We start from the raw sequence: 17,498 nt of genomic DNA, 5'->3' as shown, positions 1-17,498 counted from the left end.
ATGTCACGCAGGTCGGTCGAGCCACGGACCATCTCCATCCACTTCGTTCGCGAGGCCTTGGAGGCCGTGGCGGGGACGGGGGCGTCCAAAGACGCCGTGCTTCGGCGCGCAGCCATTCCAGCCAGGTTTCTGGATGAACCGCTGGCCCGCGTGTCGCCAGAGCAGTTTGGTGTGCTGTGGCGCACACTGGCGCGCGACCTTCAAGACGAGTTCTTTGCGCTGGATGCGCACCCGGCCAGACCAGGTGCCTACGCCTTGCTCTGTCAAGGCCTTTTGGGATGTGCAGACCTGCGCGCGGCGCTTCGGTATCTGTGCCGCTACACGTCAGTGGTCCTCGATGGCATGCGCGTCACGCTGGAGGTGACAGGCGATACCGCCACGCTGCGCCTGCGAGATGCCCGTTCGCGGTCAAGTCCTTTTGCGCATGCCACTTACTTCATGGTGGCCTACGGCTTGGCGTGTTGGTTGATCGCTCGGCGCATCCCCATACTCCAATGCCAACTGGCCGGGCGTGCGCCGGACTTCGAGGCCGAGTACCGCGTGATGTTCTGCGAACACATCCGCTTTGGCGAGGCAGAAGGGGCCCTGGTCATGCCCTCCTCGATGTTGTCTCAGCCCGTGGTCCAGACCCGCGACACCTTGAGGCCATTCTTGCGGCGTGCGCCCGACGTCTTCCTTGTCAAGTACCGCAACACCGATAGCTTGGCGGCGCACGTACGCGCAAGGCTGCGCGCTGTCTCGCCGCCTGATTGGCCATGCCTTCAGACCATGGCTTCGCACCTCGGGCTTGCCTCGTCCACCTTCCGCCGTCGGCTGGACGCCGAGGGCACGACCTTCCAAGCGATCAAGAACGAGCTGCGCCGCGACATGGCCATCAGCTCTTTGCGGGACGAGGCCTTGTCCATTGAACAGCTGGCTCAGGCCCTGGGCTTTACGGAGGCTTCGGCCTTCCATCGGGCCTTTGTGAAATGGACCGGCATGCGGCCATCCGACTACCGTAGAGGCGTGCTGCCAAACCCTCGGGGCATTCAGTGAAGCCACGGCTTGATGGGCTGGTCAACGGCTGCGGCCAGGACGCTGGCAACCACGCTGTCGGTCAGGGCCTCCATGCTTGGAACGGTCCAGGACGGCGTGTGGTCCTTGTCTACGAGGTGCGCGCGAACACCCTCGGCGAACTCCCCGCACGACATGGCATGTTGGACCAGGTCATATTCCATGCTGAAGCACGCAGGCAGGCTGAGGTGCCTGCCTCGACGCAAAGCCGCCAGGGTCAAGGCCATCATCAGTGGTGAGTGACTGCGCAAGGTCTGTGCTGTGGCCCTGGCCCATTCGTTGGGGCTCTCGGCCAGCGCGGCCACGATCGCCTGGATGGGGCTGGCCAGATCAAAGTGCTGGTAGATCAACGGGCAAAGCTCGGCCAGCCGAGAGCCTTCGATGTGCGTCGCGCTGGTCTCGGCGGCCAGTGCCTTGCGCAGCAACTCAATCGTGTCGACGTCGTTCTGCGCTGGCCACGCGATGTCGCTCAGCAAAGAAGGCAGCTCCTCGGGATTGTTGACTCGGCTGCGCGCATCCGCCAGATTGCAGAAGATGGCATCTGCGGCGTTGATGTTCGCGCCGGTCAGCGCCAGGTAGGCGGCCACAGGCGCAGGCATCTTCGAGAAGAAGAACGAGGCACCCACATCCGGTATCAGACCAATGCGTGTTTCGGGCATGGCCATGCGCACATGGTCTGTCACCAGCCTCAGTGCGGCACCTTGTGCCAAGCCCATGCCGCCTCCCATCACGATGCCGTGCATGAAGGCCACGACAGGCTTGCGGAAGGTGTGGATCCTCAAGTCCAGCTTGTACTCGTCGATGAAGAAGGTCTGGTGCAAAGCGGTTGCATCGCGCACGCTATGGACCAGCGCGATGACATCACCGCCCGCGCAGAATGCTTTGGGCCCAGCCCCTCGCATCACCACGGCGCGCACGCTCGGGTTGCCATCGACCTCGTCCAGCAATGCTTGCAAGCGCAGCACCATGGCATGCGACAGCGCATTGAGCGCTCGCGGCCGATCCAGCGTGATCAGCGCAACCTCGTTGATGAGGTCGCAGTGAACGGCGCCTTGGTCTTCGCTCATTGCCATGTCGCCTTGCGCTTTTGGAGGAAAGCGTTGACCCCTTCAAGCTGATTGGGGTGGTTGAACAGGCCCATGAATCGCTCTCGCTCTTGAGCCAGGGCTGCTGCACGCGGCACACCATTGCGGGCCGCGTGTATCAGGTCCTTGCATGCCAGCACGCTGTCTGGGCTTTGGCTGCCGACACGCTCGGCCAGTGCCAGGGCCCGCTCCAGTGCCTTGCCGCTGTCCACCACTTCTTCGACCAGGCCAATGCGCAGGGCTGTGGCGGCGTCCACGCGCTCGCCCAGCAAGATCATGCGTTTGGCCCAGGCTTCGCCGACGAGCCAAGGCAGCGTCTGTGTGCCGGTTCCGCCAGGCAGCAGCCCGACGCTGGCCTCAGGCAAAGCGAGCTGGGCGTGCTGTTCGGCGACTCGTATATCAGTGGCCAGCGCGCATTCCAGCCCCCCACCCATGGCATAGCCATTGATGGCCGCCACGGTGACCAGCCGCGAATTGGCCAGCGCTTCGAAGGCGGCCCCGAAGGCCTGGATCATGTCCAGCGCCTTGGCGCGGTCGCCGTCTGCAAAAGTGTTGAGGTCTGCGCCCGCGCTGAAAAACTTGGGGCCACTGCCGGTGATGACCAAGGCGCGCACAGCGGCGTTGGCATTCAAGTCATGGATGGTTTGCCGCAGCTGACGCAAGCCTTCCAGGCTGAAGGCGTTCGCCGGAGGGCGGCTCAGGGTCACGAGGGCGGTATTGCCTTGAAGTTCAAGCTCGATCATGGTGTGTGTGTGGTGTTGAGAGGTGTGATTGAACGAGGCTTGTCCACGTTCGGATTGCTCAGCAGCTGGATGATGGAGGAAAAATCCAGGTGGCCAGCGCCGCGCTGGCTCCACACTTGGTACAGCTGTTGCGCCAGCGCGCCCATGGGCAACGGCTGTTTGCCTTGACGGGCCGCTTCGGTCGCCAGGCCCAGGTCTTTGAGCATGAGGTCCACGCCGAAACCACCTTGGTAGCCATGTGAGGCTGGCGCGGTCTCGACGATGCCGGGATAGGGGTTGTAGACCTCCGAACTCCAGCAGCGGCCAGATGATGCATTGATGATGTCGGCCAGCACCTTGGCATCGATGCCTTCCTTGACGCCCAGTGCCATCGCCTCGGACACCGCAATCATCGAAATGCCCAGGACCAGGTTGTTGCAAATCTTCGCGACCTGGCCGTTGCCCACGTCACCGCAGTGAACGATGCGCCGACCCATGCCTTGGAGGATGGGCTCGATGCGAGCGAACAAGCCTGCAGGTGCCCCGACCATGAAGGTCAGCGTGCCAGCTGCAGCGCCAGCGGTGCCGCCTGAGACCGGGGCATCGGCAAGATCGTTGCCTTGGGCCAGGGCCAGTTCGGCTAACCGCCTGACGGAGGCTGGATCGATTGTGCTGCAGTCCACGATCGGCACGCCGCGTCGGATGGCGCCGAGTACGCCTTGATCTCCGGTGAGCACCTTGTCCACATGTTGCGGCGCGGGCAGCATGGTCAACACCAGATCGGCGTTGCCCACTGCTTCGGCCGGTGACTGGCAGGGGCGGGCGCCCTCGGTCACCAGTCGCTCTACGGCCTGCCCGTTGAGGTCGTGCACCGCCAGCGCATGACCTGCCTTGAGAAGGTTGAGGGCCATGGGGGCGCCCATGTTGCCCAATCCGATGAACGCGATCTCCATGGCTTGTTCCTTGTTCATTTCAGGCTGATGGTGGTGTTCACGCCTGTGGAGACAGCATCGTCGTCAAACCACCGCGCGGTGACGGTCTTCGTCTGCGTGTAGAACTGCACGACCTGCTTGCCGTATGGCCCCAAGTCGCCGAGTTTGGATCCGCGTGAGCCCGTGAAACTGAACATCGGCACGGGCACAGGAATGGGCACGTTGATGCCTACCTGCCCAACGTCGATTTCATTCTGGAAACGCCTGGCGACCGCGCCGCTCTGGGTGAACAGCGCGACCCCGTTGCCATAGGGGTTGGCGTTGACCAGCGCAATGGCATCGGCCAGGGTTGTGACCTCCAGGCAGACCAGCACGGGGCCGAAGATTTCTTCTGTATAGATGCGCATGGTGGTCTTGACACCACCGAACACGGTGGGACCCACGAAATTGCCAGACTCGTAGCCTGGTACCTTCACTTGCCGTCCGTCCAGAAGCAGTTGGGCGCCTTCACTCACGCCGCTGGCGATCAGTGCTTCGATGCGGGCTTTCGCGTTCACCGAGATGACTGGCCCAATGTCTGTACTTGGCTCGCCCCCTGCATTGACCTTCAGTGCCTTCGCACGTTGCGCCAATTCCGGCAACCACTGGCTTGACTCACCCACAAAGACTGCCACCGAAGCGGCCATGCAGCGCTGACCCGCCGCACCGAAAGCCGCGCCCGCCAAGGCATTGAGCGTGTGCTCCTTGTTGGCGTCGGGCATGACCACCGCATGGTTTTTCGCGCCCATCATGCTCTGCACCCGCTTGCCGTGCCGACCAGCCAGGTCGTACACATGCGTGCCGACTGCCGTGGATCCGACGAACGACAAGGCCACCACATCCGGGTGGGTGCACAGGGCATCTACGACCTCTTTGCCGCCATGCACCACGTTCAGTACGCCCGGTGGCACGCCAGCTTCCAGGGCCAGTCGCACGATCTCCATGGTGCTCATGGGGTCCTGCTCCGAGGGCTTGAGCACAAAGGTATTGCCGCATGCTATCGCCATGGGGAACATCCACAGCGGAATCATGGCGGGAAAGTTGAAGGGCGTGATGCCTGCGCACACGCCGATAGGCTGGCGCAAGGAGTAGGTATCTACGCCGCCGGCCACGTTCTCGGCGAACTCACCCAGTTGCAGCGTTCCCACCGAGCAGGCGTGCTCGACCACTTCCAATCCTCGGATGATGTCCCCTTCGGCGTCGGCCAAAGTCTTGCCTTGCTCCTCTGTGAGCACCCGAGCGATCCGTGGCAAATTTTCGCGAAGCAGCGCCTGCAGTCTCAGCATCACCCGCATACGCGTGGCTATCGGAGTGTTCCGCCACGTGCCGAAGGCCGCTTTGGCGGAAGCCACTGCGGCATTGATCTCATCTGCTGTGGCGAAGGGGGTGTATGCCAGCACTTCCTGGGTGGCTGGGTTGACGATCGGACGACGTTCACTTGCGCGTGAAGCGACGAGTTCACCGTTGATGAGCAGGCGGATGGTTCGGTCATCGGTGTAAAGCGAAGCGGTGATGTTCATGAGTGGTCCTGTGTGTCGATCAACAGTTGGCGGGAGATGACGAGTTTTTGTATCTCGCTGGTCCCTTCGTAAATCTGGGTGATGCGCGCGTCGCGGTAGTGGCGTTCGACGGCGTAGTCCTGCAGGTAGCCGTAGCCTCCATGGATCTGGATGGCCTTCGAGCAGATCCACTCCGCCGCCTCTGAGGCGAACAGCTTGGCTTGGGAGGCCTCTGAAATGCACGGCACGCCCGCTGAGCGCAAGCGCGCGGCGTGATGAACGAGCAAGCGTGCGGCGCTCAGCCTGGTCTGCATGTCTGCCAATGTGTGACCGACAGCTTGGTGCTGTGCGATCGCCTGGCCAAACTGAATCCGCTCATTGGCGTATCGAGTGGCGGCCTCCAAGCTGGCGCGCGCAATGCCAACAGCCTGAGCGGCGATGCCAATGCGGCCCCCTTCCAGGTTGGACAAGGCGATCTTCAGACCTTCGCCCTCCTGGCCAAGCAGGTTCTCAGTGGGAATGCGGCAGTCGACCAGAGAGATGGGGCAGGTGTCTGATGCCCGGATGCCCATCTTTTTCTCGGGTCGGCCCACCTCAAAGCCTGGTGTGTCGGTCGGCACCAGGAAGGCCGAGATGCCCTTCTTGCCTGCAGACGGGGCTGTCACGGCGAACACGATCGCCACGCCTGCACGCGCGCCGTTCGTCACGAACTGTTTGGCGCCGTTCAGCGCCCAGGCGTCGCCATCCCGGACTGCGCGCGTCTTGATCGCATCGGCCTGTGAACCCGCTTGGGGCTCTGTCAGGCAGAACGCCCCGATGACCTCGCCCGTGGCCATCCTCGGCAGCCATTCGCGCTTTTGATGCTCGGTGCCGAACTTGAGAATGGGGACACACCCCACCGAGTTGTGCACGCTCATCAACGTTGAGGATGATGCGCAGCCTGCAGCCACCTCTTCGATGCACAGGGCATATGCGAGATCGTCCGTCTTGCTGCCGCCCCATTCAGTGGGCACTTGCAGTCCGAGCAAACCCAACTCACCCATCTGCTGCACGGCCATGTCGGGCAGCGCACCAGCTTGGTCCCATTCACTTGCATGAGGTGCCAGCGCTTTGCGGACGAACGATCGTGCCGCGTCTCGTATGGTGCGTTGGTCCTCAGTGAGGACGGTATCAGATGGGCTCATGGGTCATGCTGCAGTTGATGGACTGCGCGCAATCCTATGAACACGAACCGGCTTTGTCGATGACCATTTTTGACGTGCCGACTGAGCATTTCGATCAATCCTGGCACGCCAACTGCGGAGCCGGCCCTCTTGTGTTGTGAGGGGCAGCTTGCCGTCCCGCTTTACAATCTGACGGGTTGTCGGCTGGCATTTTCGTGATTGGTGCGTTCCTCCGCCCAATGGCTTGAACATCGTCCTGAAAGAGGCACCTCAATGTCACTGAACCTGTCATGGCTTGATGATTTCTTGGCGCTCGCGGCCTGCGGCAATTTTTCTCGTGCTGCACAAGAGAGGCACATGACACAGCCTGCATTCAGCAGGCGCATTCGGGCGCTGGAAGAATGGCTGGGCACCGACCTGTTTGACCGCAGCAGCCAGCCAGCGCGTTTGACTGCGGCAGGTGAGTGGTTCCGCAACGCGGCCCGCGACCAATTGGGGCGGGTGGCGCGTCTGCCTGGCGAAGCCAAAGCCGTGGCAGAAGCGAACAGCACGACGCTTCGCTTCGCTGCCACACATGCGCTGTCGTTCACCTTCATGCCCAACTGGCTGCGTGGCCTGGAGTCGCACATCAGCTTGGGCCCGGTCAACCTGGTGTCCGACGTGTTTGTACGATGCGAGGCGCTGATGCTGCAAAGTCAGGTGCAATTTGTGCTTAGTCATTCGCACCCGCAGTCAGGCAGCGAACTTCAGGCGCAGGAGTACCCCTTCATCTGCATAGGCGAAGACACGCTGATTCCGGTGTCTGTGCCTGCGGCCGATGGCCGACCACAGCACGAGTTGCTGGCGCCCAATGCCGACGCACCGGTGCAGGTGCTCAACTACAGCATGGATTCGGGTATGGGTCGAATCCTCAGGGATGTGCGAGGGCTGGCCCTGGAGCGTTGTCAGGTTCAGAGCGCCTTTCAGGCTCACCTGGCTTCTGTGTTGCGCACGATGACCCTGGATGGGCGGGGCATGGCATGGCTGCCGCAATCCTTGATCGATGAGGACTTGCGCTCCGGGCGATTGGTCGAAGCCGCTCCGCCGGACTGGCGAGTCGACATGGATATTCGCCTTTATCGAGACCGTTTCTCTCTGGGGCAGGCCGCGGAAGCATTTTGGGTGGCCGTGTCCAAGGCCACGTCCTGACCAGTTCGACAGGCGCTGGTGCTTTGAAAGCATCAAAGCAGAGAAAATGGGCATTGGCCATGTGAGCGGCCATTGACGATCATTTGCCCTGTGTTCCCCAACCCCAAGAGGCACAGATCATGAAGATCGTCGAAATCCGGGAAAAGACCATCCCGATCAGTTCCCCCATCCGCAACGCCTACATTGACTTCAGCAAGATGACTCTGAGCCTGGTGGCGGTCAGCACCGATGTGATCCGCGACGGCAAGCCGGTGGTGGGCTATGGCTTCAACTCCAATGGCCGCTACGGTCAAGGCAAGCTCATGCGCGAGCGCTTCATCCCTCGCATCATGGAGGCGGGACCTGAATCGCTGTTGAACGATCGTGGCACGAACCTGGATCCACACAAGATCTGGAACACCATGTTCACCAACGAGAAGCCGGGTGGCCATGGTGAGCGCTCGGTCGCCATCGGCACCATCGACATGGCCGTGTGGGATGCTGTGGCCAAGATTGAAGGCAAACCCTTGTTCCAGTTGTTGGCCGATCGGTACGGCAACGGCAGTCCCAACCGCAAGATCTTTGTCTACGCAGCAGGCGGTTACTACTATCCGGGGCAAGACCACAACAAGCTCAAGGATGAGATGCGAAGCTACATTGACCGTGGCTACACCGTGGTCAAGAAGAAGATCGGTGGTGCGTCGCTTGATGAAGACTTGCGTCGCATCGACTCCATCCTGAGTGTGCTGCAAGATGGTCAGAAGCTGTGCGTAGATGCGAACGGTCGCTTTGACCTGGAGACGGCCATCGCCTACGCCAAGGCCCTGTCCCAGTACGACCTGTTCTGGTACGAAGAGCCAGGAGACCCCCTGGACTTCGAGCTTCAGGCCACGCTGCGCCAGTTCTACAAGAACCCCATGGCAACCGGTGAAGATTTGTTCTCGATGCAGGACGCCCGCAACCTGATCCGCTACGGAGGCATGCGCCCTGACCGTGACTGGCTGCAGTTTGATTGCGCACTGAGCTATGGTCTGGTCGAGTACCTGCGCATCCTGGACATGCTCAAGGAGCATGGCTGGTCGGCCAGCCGCTGCATACCACACGGGGGGCACCAGATGTCCTTGAACATCGCCGCTGGACTGGGCTTGGGTGGCAACGAGAGCTACCCGGACCTTTTCCAGCCCTTCGGAGGGTTTCCGGACGGCGTCAAGGTCGAAAACGGCTTTGTCAGCATGCCCGATCTGGACGGGATCGGCTTTGAAGGCAAGGCCGATCTGTTCGCTGAGATGAAGGCTCTGTCGGTTTGATCAAGCATTCCGAAGGCGCCGGTCCGCGCTCAAACGAACAAGGAGTCGCTGGCGCGGGCCTGCTTGATCCTCATAAGGTTGGGCTCCGACCACTGAGTTCAAAACGGTGGTCATGCGATTTACGCCGGTGGACGACTGAACCCGCAGGAGCATCATCGGTCTGGCAGGCAGGCTGGGCGCACGCTGCTTATCTGTGCCGATGCTGTGCCAGCTAACCACTGCCGCGCCTTCTTGTAGACGAGCCCCACTCAAGGTAGCCTTTCAACCGCGAGGTTATCGAGCCCCGACGTGCTTGCACTCATCAACCCGTGGATTCGATCAACGCACATTTTCTGGCTCGCCCTGGACACTAAGTGGTGCGTTATGGCTGTCGGCTAGCCGGCAACCATCGTTGCAATCACCACCTTTCAGTGACGGTAGAAAGAAATCTTGAAACATCAAGAACCCAGTGTTCATGCGGCTCTCAAGGCGCCGGAAATGATCGAGTGGGAGTAGGCCCAGCAAGTCTCATGACGTCTCATGTCGTCCCAAAGGGTTGAAATATTTCGACAAATCAGTCAGTTAGCGTCGATTTTTTTCCTTGTCGTGTCATGCAAGCCCAATGACTTTCACTGTATCGCGGTCGGTATCAGGCGGGTGCGATCAGAGGCAATGGGTGTGATACCGCGAGGCAACTTCAGGCTGAGCATGTGACGCAAGGATAGGTCTGGAGAATCTGTGTGTCTCGCCTGAATCTTTGCTTTTTGGTGGGGCTTTTGCGATCAGCGAACGCAGTCCATCGCGGGCAGAACAATCAAGGCGCCATGGCCGCCATGCCCAGCGCTTGCCTCCGACATGGCGTCATCGGGCGGTCCTCAGACAACATTTGCCTGACCCGGCTCTCGGTCGGCTGGTTGTGGTCGGCGTTCTTGTCGCGTCCAGGGCAAACCGATAGGCCTCACGTGCATCCATGGCTGTCAGGTCATGGCCATGCCCCATTGATATCCAATGCAAAGCGGCCAGAGTAGCTTCGGTGGCGAATGCTTGTTGGCTTTAGCAAGGGCACAAGGGTGTCAGCCCACCGCGACGCGATTTCAATGGGAGACGCACAGCTCACCCCAGTGCTCTCCCAGCGACTCGATGTATGGCGGATCGTCGTCTTGTATGTCGGCGAATAGTCTCCCCAGCCAATTGACACGCACAGCATCGTCAACCTGGGCGTCGGCGATGAACGGCACCAGCGTCTCCACATCCGAGTAGGTGGCGTTGCCCAGTGCTTCCGATGAACTGTCGACCTGGCACAGTGCCGGTGAGATCTTTTCCAGCAACAGCACGGCACCTTCAGCAGCATCTGTTTGATCGTGGCGAGCGACGGGGCATGGATTTCTGCCAAGGCTTCATCGATTTGGCTGATCGCGAGTTTGGATCCCGCCCAGCCGAAAGCTGAACGGCGGAAACGGGTGCGAAACGCCCACGCGGTGGTCGGTGCTTTTGCTTGTGTGACCATGATCAGCGTCTAATTTTCATCAGTGAGGATGGCCGCGATGTCCTGGCGATCACCGAGCAAACGAACGACATCCAGATGACTATCAGTCTCGAAGTAGAGCCACTGAGCAGGAAAGCCGGAAACACGCCAGGAGCGAAGGCCAGGAATGTCGCACAACTGGCCAATCCGTGGTGAGCCGATGCTCGATTCATGCTGGATGGTTTCAAGAGCGGCCAGTCCCGCATCGAACATCTTTGCGCCGAGCGCGTGACCGCCGACTTGTACGTAGTAGCGCGCGGTATCGACAAGATCCTGTTCCGCCTGCGGGCGCAGTTTGGCGGGCTTCAACGTCAATTGCCCAGGGCCCGTTGCCTCAGTTCCATGGCCACCTCAGGTGTGAAGGTGCGGCCGACGCCAGAGTTCAAGCCTTCTTCGATCAAGTCGCGCAGGCGCTTCCTGGCTTGTTCGTCCTGGTCACGACGGACCAGTTCCCGAAGGTACTCGCTGGTGTTGCCGTACTGGCCCGACTGGACACGCTGGTCAATGTAGGCGCGCAAGGCATCGGGCAGGGCGAAACTCATGGTGTTCTTGCTCATGGCTCTAATCATCGCGCCACTATCAATAGTTGTCAATATGGGGTGGTGGAGCACATGATGTTCGAGAGTTCGCGGCGAGGGCTAAACCCGCGATCTGGTCGGGATTCCCGTCAGCCGAACGGTATTGAAGCGATACCGTGGACATGGTGGCTCTGATACTTGGTTCCCTGTCCGGCGTTTCACAAGCCGATCAGATGGAGCTAGCCATGATGAAGCCACCTTTGGTTGCGCAGCGGTGGTGGACTGACTTAAGTCAAGCCGCGTCCACTAAATCCGGGGCGATTCACAATGCCTGAACGGTGGCATTCACGAAATGCTGGTGCAAGCCTTCCACGACCTTTACAACGAAGGTATCCCTGGATGCAATCAGGAAGATTTCGATCTGCGACCAATCTTGCCCCGTCCTCCCCCAACTCTTCCAGGTTGCGCGGTGCGTGCCGATTCAGCGCCAGCGTTACCAAATCAAGGCGCGTGCGGCAACAAGAAGAGGTCGACCCATTCGGCAATCCAGCCCAGGCATCCACCCCGCGGTAGGTCAGCCCTCTTGCACCGCTACCATTACACCGACACATCGGCGGCAATAACACGACATTGAATGTATTTGGTATGCGGAATTCCTGTGTATGGATCGCGGTCTCGGATATCCACGATCGAATTGACGAGCATGCCAACGGATTTAAGCTTGCCTGTGACCGGGTCTGGATACTCCAGACCGAACCCGTTTGGAATTTGAAGATGCCCGATGGCCGTATTGACATCGAATTTCGCGGGACCCTCCAAAAAGCCCCGCCTGGTTTCCAATCGCACCATGTCGCCGTCACCAACCCCCAGCGAGGCTGCATCGCTGGGATGCATCCACACAGCGCAATGCGGGCCCTTTCCTTTGCGCCATGCCGGGTCTCTGACAATGGTGTTGGCGGTCCAACCGGTGCGAAGCCCCCCGTTGAGAACGAAAGGATAGGACGGGTCTCGTTGCGAAGGAGAGGTCAGCGCAAGCTTCTTGATGTCTGCCATCCATTCTGCATGGTAGATCCGGGCCTTTCGATCCCGGTGACGGCAGCCCACTTTGAAATTGTCTTCAAGCGGTAGCTCCCCAGCCAAGAATCCTTCGGGGTGTGCCAGCAACTTTTCAAAAACAAGCTCGCCGACGGCAAATGGGTTCTTGTGCGTGCGGGCTTCCGGAATCGCCTTATTGAGTGCTTTGCGGTGCGTCAACGCATAGCCTTGGCAGATGAGCCACAAAGGCGCCAACGCGGGCGAAGGCAAGGTCTGACCCAAGGTTTCGTACAACCACGTCATGATGCGACCGAGGATTGGATAGAGGCCGCCACCTCGCACAGCGGCCAACGCAGCCAGCGTCCCCAAGTACAAAGGCGCGCCCAAAGGTGACCTTGCCTTCTTGGCAAGCATGTGCAATATGCGCGGAGCTTTGGGAACCAAGCCCATGGCACGCGTGAGGCGGTAATAAATTTCTTGCTCAGGCAAGGCTTCGTCCGGCCCTTTCACAACAGGCGGACGCAGTTGCGGTGTGAAGTGCATGTGGGGGAACGTCGCATATTCCCACTTCTCATACCCCACGGGTGCGGGCAACACATAGTCAGCCACTCGCGCCGTTTCAGTCATGGCGACTTCGATCACCACCATCAGCTCGAGTTCTTCGAACGCGGCCTTCAAGGCCTTGGTGTCGGCGTAGCTCACCAATGGATTCGTGGAATCCACGATCAACGCACGGATGCGGTCTGGGTGCTTGTTCTGGATTTCTTCGGCCACCAGGTTGGGCGAAAACATGCCTATGGGCAGGATGAAGGGAATCGCCTCGATGCCGGATACCAGGGCCTTGGCCTGCGTCTCCAGATAGCGGCCTCTTGGTCCAAATTGTTGGACAAACAGATTGCCCTTCTCTCGACCCGCATTGCCCGTGATCAACAACATCACATTGATGAGGTAGGAGTTCAAGGTCGAGTTGACGGTGTGTTCCACGCCCAGGTCCCAGGCGATGCACGCCGATGGGGCGGCAGCGAACTCCCGAGCGGTGAGGACAAGGTCCTCTTGACTCACGCCGGCATACTCTGCCATCTTCTGGGGATCCACACCCTTGAAACCTTCGGCCAAATCCTCGAAGCCGTTGACGCGGCTTTCAATGAAGGCCTTGTTCTGCAGTCCCTCTTGAAGGATGGTGGCCACGAACCCCATCAGCAGGTACGCGTCGCCTCCCGGCTTCACGCGGATGTGGCGGTCTGCCCTTTTGGCCGTTTCCGATATTCTCGGGTCGATCACCACGAGCTTTCGGCCAGCATCAGAGGTCAGCTTCTTGTACTCATCGACCGGCTTCAGGCCCCGGTTGCTGATGAGCGGGTTCGTGCCCATCACCAGCACGTAGTCAGACTTTGCCTCATCCGCAGGTAGATAGATGTCCGGCCCTGCGCGGTACATGTGACGCCACACCAGGGCGTGCTGCGTCTTCTCTTGGCCCAGCGCATTGAAGAACACGGGAGAGTTGATGCTGAACATGAACGGCAAGGCGCCGAAAGCATCCATGTGATTGCCCTGGCCGCCCAGGCCGAACATGGCGATGGCGCGTGGCGCGTGCTTCTTGCGGATGGCGTTGAGCTTCGCCGAAATTTCACCGATGGCCTGGTCCCAGGAAATTCTCTGGTATTGCCCATCGGGCATGCGCTTGAGCGGATGCTCCAGCCGCTGCACGTGCCTGACGTAATTGGGAATGGCCTGCGCCTTGTTGCACATGTAGCCACCAGTGTTGGGGTTGCGTTCATCACCCCTGATGGCTGTGATCACATTGTCTTTGACATCGACCGTCAAGCTGCAATTGTGGGTACAGAATACACAGACCGTCGGCACGTCCTTCGCGTTGGCTGGCACGCTGGCTGGACCGTTGATGATGGTTCTCGTCTCGGACATAGGGTTGGCCTTTGCAGCATCTCAAAAGGGTTTCAGCGAGCCATGCATGGCATTCCATGCTTGGACATCGCTGTTCATTCGACCTGGGTCAGCAAGGCCGGGGCCGTGCGGATCTCGGTGGCCTTGCGGCTCAGTCGCCAAAGCGATGGGGTCTGTCCCGTCGTGCGCTTGAAAGCGCGTGTGAATGCGGCGGCATCGGCGAATCCGACGGACTGTGCGATCTGAGCAATCGGTTTTTCCGTTTGCAGGAGCAGCATCTCGGCATATTCGACGCCCACCTCGCTGCGCAACTGTGGCAGCGTCGAGCCCTCAGCTTTGATGCGTCGGCTCAAGGTGCGTGGTGACATGGCCAAGGCTCGCGCCAACCCGTCGGCGTCCAGCACCTGCTTCTGGACAAGGGCAGCATGCAGCATTCGCCTGACTTCTTGCGTCAAGGGTTTCAGGCCATGAGCGGCCACGTACTGTTGCTCCAACGTGGCCTTCATCAGCAAATGCGACGCCCGGCTGCGCGCGATGAGCGGAATGGCCAGGGCCTTCGTGGGAAAGACGAATTTGTTCTGACGCGCATTGAAGAAAAACTTCAACCCGAAGGCCGCTTCGTAATCGGCTGGGTCGCCCGTGGGACCATGCATGAGGTGCACCGAGGCGCCGGTGATCTTCTCGGTCAGGAACGGCATGATCTTCAAAGGCGCTGTCACCACCGTTTCAGTGAAGAAGTCATTGATGACCCCGAAATCGCATTGCTGTTCCACGATCGTGTGCACCTCGCCACCCAGGTCTTGGCGTCGCATGCTGAAAGCGGGCATGACCAAGGGCGCGTAGGTCAGCGCGCCCTGCAGGGCTTCTCCCAAGGTGGCGGAAGTGATGGCCAACATGCCGATCGGTCCGTGGGTCGTCAACGGAAAATGCTCCATGAACGTGACCAGCGGAGGCCGACCCGGGGGGCACATTTTCAGGAAGTACGCCAACGCCAGCTGCATTTGCTTGCCGTTGATGGTCTGCCACGGCATGAAGGGCGTTGGCAGGTCAATACCGCAGTACCGGTACAGTGCTTGAAGATCGTGTCCACCCTCTCGGGCCAAGGACTCGCCGATTTCCAGGTACTGCACGGGGAACGTCAGATTTCTAAGAATGCGCTCGGACACGACTTGACCACCTCTACGGTATGGGGGAAGCCCTGCATCACGTGGTCAAGGGACCCTGGAACACTTCGGAGGCCTTGATGGGGTCGCCCGTCTTTTCGTAGGTATGCACCCAGGATTCGTAGCCGGGCATCTCCTTGTGTTGCCAGGGATGGAATCCGGGCTTGAAGTACGACAGGTAATAGCCCAGGACCGGCATGAATACACCGCCCGGCTTGTACAGCCACCAGGCCCCCTTCAGCAGCATCTTGGTGCGGGCCCATGCACCAAAGCCATCGGCCTTCAGCATCTGATTCACACTCCACCAGTTGCCAATGGGATACTCGATGCTGAAATAGATCAGGCCTGCGATGCGTGTGAAATAGTTCGCCTTGGCGACCTTCGTCAGCACATCGAAGGCCACGGCCTTGTGCTCGATCTCTTCGATCGAATGCCAGGCGTAGATGGCGACCATTCGCGGATCAGCGTTCTTGAACATCTCGGGACGCTGGACGAAGGTGGTGCCCATCATGGCCGTCAGGTGTTCTGCGGCGGCCGTGTAAGACAGGTTGAAAGCCTTGGACCAACGACTGCTCTGCCATTTGAACTTGCGTTCAAGAAAGCGTTCTGTCCAGCGAACCGCCATGCCTTGCTCGGCCAGCATGTCATTGAACTGGGCGTGCACCATGCCGTGCTGCGCCTCCTGGCGAATGAAGTCCTTCACTTCCGCGGCCAGCTTCGGATCCTTGATGTCATCGCGGTAGGCCCGGACCGTGCTGATGAAATAGCGCTCTCCGATGGGAAACGTCAAGGACATCGCATCGAAAAAGCGTGTCTTGTACGGATCACCGCCATTCCAGAAGCGCGGCAATCCAGTGTCCAGCTTGAAGTCCAGCCGCTCGCGGGGCTTGATCTCGACGCTTGCAATTTCCGTGGTCATGATGTGATGTCCTTTTGCTTCAACGATTTGATTACAACGGCTTTCGATTGATTCGTGCCGCCAACTTCATGCTGCATGTGCCAATCGAATGAGAAGGCCGCGGCGATCCGCGATGGGGTGCCATGCCTGTGCCGTCCCATCAGCCGCCCGTGGCCGACATGAACCGCACAACCCGTTCCGGTCTTTCGTGAAACTCGTGCCGTTCGGGCTTGTGCGCCACGGCCGACAGGATCGCCTCTATCAATTCAGCGTCCGACGCACCGCGCCTCATCATCCGACCCAGGGGCGTTGCGTCGTTATGGCCAAGGCATGGATAAAGCGTTCCGTCCACACCCAGCCTCAGCCTGTTGCACGCTGCGCAGAAATGTTGAGACATGGGTGTAATCACACCCAGCATGGCGGAACTGTTGGGTACGCGCCAATTTTGCGCAGGGCCTGTTCTAGCTGGCTCGATGTACGGTATGAGCCGGTGCTTTTCGACAAGCCTACGGGTCAGCGCCGTCAAATCGACGGCGGTTTTTCCCAGGCCTGCGTGTCCGATCGGCATGGTTTCGATCAGACGCAATACCAAGCCATGCTCCACCGCGAACTGCAGCATGTCATCGACTTCATCGTCATTGACACCGGCTTGCACCACCATGTTGATCTTGATGGGACTGAAGCCCAGCGCAAGCACGAGCTGGATTCCCGCCAGCACATCCTCCAGGCAATCCCGATGGGTGATCTCGTGGAATTTCGCCGGCTTCAAGGTGTCCAGGCTCACGTTCAGGCGGTGCAGACCGGCGGCCTTCAGAGCAGGGGCGTGCGCGACAAGATGGGCGCCATTGGTCGAGAGTGACAGGTCTGTCAAGCCGGGCAAAGAAGACAGGTTGCGGACCAGATCAGGCAGGTTCCGACGCAGCAAAGGCTCCCCTCCTGTGAGCCGCACCTTGCTGATGCCCAGACCGACGAACAAGTTCACGAGGCGGCCTGTTTCTTGATGACTGAGCCAGTTGGCCGGCTCCTGAAATCCTTTGAATGCCTTGGGCATGCAATAGGCGCAGCGCATGTCACAGCGATCGGTCACAGACACACGCAGATAGTCAATGACGCGGTTGAAACCATCCTTCAGCTGGTCGGTCTCGGCTCGCGCAGCAAGCCCTGGTTCAAGTCCCATGGCCATCAAGCAAATGGAGCTTGCCCTTGAGGTCCTTGAACTGAGCATGCTCGGGCAAAGGATCCTTTCGCTCATTGATGACAGGCCACTTGCCTGCGGCAGCAATCTCCGCATTGAGCCTCAGAAAGTGTTCTTGCTCTGGTGGAAGGTCCTCTTCGGCATAGATGGCTTCTACCGGGCATTCAGGAACACACACTGCGCAATCAATGCAGCCACTGGGGTCAATGACCAGGAAGTTGGGCCCCTCCATGAAGCAGTCCACGGGGCAGACGTCAACGCAATCGGTGTATTTGCATTGAATGCACGCATCGGTCACTACAAAGGTCATGGATGT

16 protein-coding genes are annotated in these 17,498 nt (G+C 59.9%); 3 read left to right on the top strand and 13 right to left on the bottom strand.

Annotation, left to right across the window (positions count from 1 at the left end; all coding sequences use genetic code 11):
* The gene (locus Q7V20_RS11005) at window positions 1-1,035 is read left to right on the top strand and encodes an AraC family transcriptional regulator (RefSeq protein ID WP_304790583.1); all 1,035 of its coding nucleotides are present in this window, start codon (window positions 1-3) and stop codon (window positions 1,033-1,035) included.
* Here Q7V20_RS11005 and Q7V20_RS11000 read toward each other — a convergent pair.
* Genes Q7V20_RS11000 through Q7V20_RS10980 form a run of 5 tightly spaced genes read right to left on the bottom strand, consistent with a single transcriptional unit; the run spans window position 1,029 to window position 6,514 of the window.
* Window positions 1,029-2,120 carry an enoyl-CoA hydratase/isomerase family protein gene (locus Q7V20_RS11000; protein WP_304790580.1) on the bottom strand — a complete coding sequence of 364 codons (1,092 nt, stop codon included), beginning with the start codon at window positions 2,118-2,120 and terminating at the stop codon, window positions 1,029-1,031. The genes Q7V20_RS11005 and Q7V20_RS11000 overlap by 7 nt on opposite strands.
* Window positions 2,117-2,881, bottom strand: coding sequence for an enoyl-CoA hydratase (locus Q7V20_RS10995; protein ID WP_304790577.1), 765 nt, complete (start codon window positions 2,879-2,881; stop codon window positions 2,117-2,119). The genes Q7V20_RS11000 and Q7V20_RS10995 overlap by 4 nt, the downstream gene beginning before the upstream one ends.
* Window positions 2,878-3,813, bottom strand: a complete 936-nt coding sequence (gene mmsB, locus Q7V20_RS10990) for a 3-hydroxyisobutyrate dehydrogenase (RefSeq protein WP_304790632.1) — start codon at window positions 3,811-3,813, stop codon at window positions 2,878-2,880. Before mmsB ends, Q7V20_RS10995 begins: the two co-directional genes overlap by 4 nt.
* 14 nt (window positions 3,814-3,827) lie before the next feature.
* On the bottom strand, window positions 3,828-5,351 hold the full coding sequence (locus Q7V20_RS10985) for a CoA-acylating methylmalonate-semialdehyde dehydrogenase (RefSeq protein ID WP_304790574.1): 1,524 nt from the start codon (window positions 5,349-5,351) through the stop codon (window positions 3,828-3,830).
* On the bottom strand, window positions 5,348-6,514 hold the full coding sequence (locus Q7V20_RS10980; protein WP_304790571.1) for an acyl-CoA dehydrogenase family protein: 1,167 nt from the start codon (window positions 6,512-6,514) through the stop codon (window positions 5,348-5,350). Before Q7V20_RS10980 ends, Q7V20_RS10985 begins: the two co-directional genes overlap by 4 nt.
* 252 nt (window positions 6,515-6,766) lie before the next feature.
* Here Q7V20_RS10980 and Q7V20_RS10975 point away from each other — a divergent pair, with 252 nt between their 5' ends.
* Both Q7V20_RS10975 and Q7V20_RS10970 read left to right on the top strand, forming a co-directional pair.
* Entirely contained in the window at window positions 6,767-7,681 is a 915-nt protein-coding gene (locus Q7V20_RS10975) for a LysR family transcriptional regulator (RefSeq protein ID WP_370652453.1), read from the top strand.
* A 119-nt stretch (window positions 7,682-7,800) separates the two neighbouring features.
* Entirely contained in the window at window positions 7,801-8,967 is a 1,167-nt protein-coding gene (locus tag Q7V20_RS10970; RefSeq protein ID WP_304790569.1) for a mandelate racemase/muconate lactonizing enzyme family protein, read from the top strand.
* 1,073 nt (window positions 8,968-10,040) lie between these two features.
* On the opposite strand, the gene Q7V20_RS10965 is transcribed toward Q7V20_RS10970, so the two are convergent.
* From Q7V20_RS10965 to fdxA, 8 genes are all read right to left on the bottom strand, one after another.
* Window positions 10,041-10,280, bottom strand: a complete 240-nt coding sequence (locus Q7V20_RS10965) for a hypothetical protein (RefSeq protein ID WP_304790566.1) — start codon at window positions 10,278-10,280, stop codon at window positions 10,041-10,043.
* A 182-nt stretch (window positions 10,281-10,462) separates the two neighbouring features.
* Window positions 10,463-10,780 carry a type II toxin-antitoxin system RelE/ParE family toxin gene (locus Q7V20_RS10960; protein ID WP_304790564.1) on the bottom strand — a complete coding sequence of 106 codons (318 nt, stop codon included), beginning with the start codon at window positions 10,778-10,780 and terminating at the stop codon, window positions 10,463-10,465.
* A 2-nt stretch (window positions 10,781-10,782) separates the two neighbouring features.
* Window positions 10,783-11,028, bottom strand: a complete 246-nt coding sequence (locus tag Q7V20_RS10955; protein WP_304790561.1) for a type II toxin-antitoxin system ParD family antitoxin — start codon at window positions 11,026-11,028, stop codon at window positions 10,783-10,785.
* Between the two features lie 558 nt (window positions 11,029-11,586).
* A complete protein-coding gene (locus Q7V20_RS10950; RefSeq protein ID WP_304790559.1) occupies window positions 11,587-13,947 on the bottom strand; it encodes a molybdopterin-dependent oxidoreductase in 2,361 nt (786 codons plus the stop codon).
* A gap of 74 nt (window positions 13,948-14,021) precedes the next feature.
* Entirely contained in the window at window positions 14,022-15,092 is a 1,071-nt protein-coding gene (locus tag Q7V20_RS10945) for an AraC family transcriptional regulator (protein WP_304790557.1), read from the bottom strand.
* A 37-nt stretch (window positions 15,093-15,129) separates the two neighbouring features.
* Window positions 15,130-16,008: a metal-dependent hydrolase gene (locus Q7V20_RS10940; protein WP_304790554.1), complete on the bottom strand. Its 879-nt coding sequence runs from the start codon at window positions 16,006-16,008 to the stop codon at window positions 15,130-15,132.
* A 139-nt stretch (window positions 16,009-16,147) separates the two neighbouring features.
* Window positions 16,148-17,164: a GTP 3',8-cyclase MoaA gene (gene moaA / locus Q7V20_RS10935; RefSeq protein WP_304790551.1), complete on the bottom strand. Its 1,017-nt coding sequence runs from the start codon at window positions 17,162-17,164 to the stop codon at window positions 16,148-16,150.
* The gene (gene fdxA, locus Q7V20_RS10930; protein WP_304790548.1) at window positions 17,154-17,492 is read right to left on the bottom strand and encodes a ferredoxin FdxA; all 339 of its coding nucleotides are present in this window, start codon (window positions 17,490-17,492) and stop codon (window positions 17,154-17,156) included. The genes moaA and fdxA overlap by 11 nt, the downstream gene beginning before the upstream one ends.
* Between the last annotated feature and the right edge of the window lie 6 nt (window positions 17,493-17,498).

The organism is Aquabacterium sp., assembly GCF_030652515.1.
In the GTDB taxonomy this organism is placed as follows: domain Bacteria; phylum Pseudomonadota; class Gammaproteobacteria; order Burkholderiales; family Burkholderiaceae_C; genus Aquabacterium.
This window is presented reverse-complemented; position numbering and strand designations above follow the sequence as displayed.

Bases quoted from the DNA above. Each gene is read 5' to 3' on its own strand.
- Q7V20_RS11005 (WP_304790583.1), top strand. From the start codon at position 1: ATGTCACGCAGGTCGGTCGAGCCACGGACCATCTCCATCCACTTCGTT.
- Q7V20_RS11000 (WP_304790580.1), bottom strand. From the start codon at position 2,120: ATGAGCGAAGACCAAGGCGCCGTTCACTGCGACCTCATCAACGAGGTT.
- Q7V20_RS10995 (WP_304790577.1), bottom strand. From the start codon at position 2,881: ATGATCGAGCTTGAACTTCAAGGCAATACCGCCCTCGTGACCCTGAGC.
- mmsB (WP_304790632.1), bottom strand. From the start codon at position 3,813: ATGGAGATCGCGTTCATCGGATTGGGCAACATGGGCGCCCCCATGGCC.
- Q7V20_RS10985 (WP_304790574.1), bottom strand. From the start codon at position 5,351: ATGAACATCACCGCTTCGCTTTACACCGATGACCGAACCATCCGCCTG.
- Q7V20_RS10980 (WP_304790571.1), bottom strand. From the start codon at position 6,514: ATGAGCCCATCTGATACCGTCCTCACTGAGGACCAACGCACCATACGA.
- Q7V20_RS10975 (WP_370652453.1), top strand. From the start codon at position 6,767: ATGTCACTGAACCTGTCATGGCTTGATGATTTCTTGGCGCTCGCGGCC.
- Q7V20_RS10970 (WP_304790569.1), top strand. From the start codon at position 7,801: ATGAAGATCGTCGAAATCCGGGAAAAGACCATCCCGATCAGTTCCCCC.
- Q7V20_RS10955 (WP_304790561.1), bottom strand. From the start codon at position 11,028: ATGAGCAAGAACACCATGAGTTTCGCCCTGCCCGATGCCTTGCGCGCC.
- Q7V20_RS10950 (WP_304790559.1), bottom strand. From the start codon at position 13,947: ATGTCCGAGACGAGAACCATCATCAACGGTCCAGCCAGCGTGCCAGCC.
- Q7V20_RS10940 (WP_304790554.1), bottom strand. From the start codon at position 16,008: ATGACCACGGAAATTGCAAGCGTCGAGATCAAGCCCCGCGAGCGGCTG.
- moaA (WP_304790551.1), bottom strand. From the start codon at position 17,164: ATGGGACTTGAACCAGGGCTTGCTGCGCGAGCCGAGACCGACCAGCTG.
- fdxA (WP_304790548.1), bottom strand. From the start codon at position 17,492: ATGACCTTTGTAGTGACCGATGCGTGCATTCAATGCAAATACACCGAT.